General features: G+C 36.2%; 2 protein-coding genes. Both read right to left on the reverse strand.

Features of this window, described 5'->3' with window-relative positions; genetic code table 11:
* Positions 1–37: 37 nt before the first annotated feature.
* The gene (locus DW025_RS14645; RefSeq protein WP_118758626.1) at positions 38–925 is read right to left on the reverse strand and encodes an IS3 family transposase; all 888 of its coding nucleotides are present in this window, start codon (positions 923–925) and stop codon (positions 38–40) included.
* Positions 856–1,465 (reverse strand): transposase (locus DW025_RS14650; RefSeq protein ID WP_279220462.1); only part of this gene is annotated, 610 nt, incomplete at its 5' end. The genes DW025_RS14650 and DW025_RS14645, both read right to left, overlap by 70 nt.

Here is a 1,465-nt window from a genome sequence, read left to right on the forward strand (position 1 = left end):
TGATATGTACCCAGAATCCTGGACACATATTTATGAACTAGGCTGAACACATGGATGCTATCCTGTATTGTACAGGTGGCATCCATTTTGTTTTTGCCTGAATTCTTTTGTTATTATAATAATCTATATATTCTTCAATCGCTTGTGAGAATTCTTCGAAGGAAGAATAGTCTTTCTCATAACCATAATACATCTCATTTTTCAATCTTCCAAAGAATGTCTCCATAATACAATTGTCATAGCAATTACCTTTCCGTGACATGGATTGTACAATGCCATGTTCTTGTAAGGCATTTCTAAAATTGACATGCTGATACTGCCACCCCTGATCAGAATGAAATATTAATCCTTCGACAGAAGGAAATTTTTCAAAAGCTTTATTTAGCATTCTTTCTATCTGGCCAAGATTAGGAGTCCTAGATAAATCATATGAAATGATTTCGTTTGTATTCATATCTAATACTGGCGATATATAACACTTTCCCCATGAAAAATTGAATTGAGACACATCTGTGGTCCATTTTTGTAAAGGCGAAGTTGTGCTGAAATCTCTGCCTATTATATTATCAGCAATCTTACCAACTTGTCCCTTATAGGAATGATATTTCTCCTTTGGTCGTTTGCCGGCTAATCCTGATTCATGCATAAGACGCTGAACTCTCTTATGGTTCACCTGATACCCGCGATTAATAAGTTCCTGGTGAACCCTTCTTACGCCATATCTGCGTTTGTTCTCCTCAAAAATATTTTTTATTTCTTCTAGTACTTCTTGATTGCGTTCGGCAACAATATCGTTTCTGTTAATCTCAAAATAGTAAGTAGATTTAGCCATATGCATTGCTTTTAGGAGATACTTTAGTTGATATCCTTTTTCTCTGAGTTCTTTGATGATTGCTGCTTTTTCGCCTTGAGTTGCGCAACCCATTTTTCTTGCCTCAAGGCGATCCGTTTTTTTATTACTTCATTCTCGGCTTTGATATATTCATTTTCAGTTCTCAAGCGTATCAGTTCTTCTCGTTCCGATTCTGTTAAAGGTAATGGATTTGTTGATTTTTTCATTCTCGGTTCCTTTGTTGGTCGTCCTTTTTTACTTTCTACCAATCCATTATATCCTTGTAATTTATATTTGTGTACCCATTGATAAAGCAGTCCTGCATTAATGCCTGCTTCTATTGCAACTTTCGTTCTTGGCGTGCCTGCAATAACCTTTGAAATCAGTTCAAGTTTTTCTTCGGGTGTCCATACCTTATTAAACACCTTATGTTTTAAAACTTCTGGACCATGTAAATCAACCAATCTGGACCATTCTCGTATATGCCTTTTGAGAGTATTGGGATTCAGCCCCTTTGGGATGTCAGGATACGAACCCGAATGATACAATTCAACACACATCATTTTAAACTCATAACTATAACGCATAAAAATACCCTCCTTACTGGTTGTCCAGTAAAGAGGGTACATATCA

This window comes from Coprococcus sp. AF38-1, assembly GCF_003603945.1.
In the GTDB taxonomy this organism is placed as follows: domain Bacteria; phylum Bacillota; class Clostridia; order Lachnospirales; family Lachnospiraceae; genus Coprococcus; species Coprococcus aceti.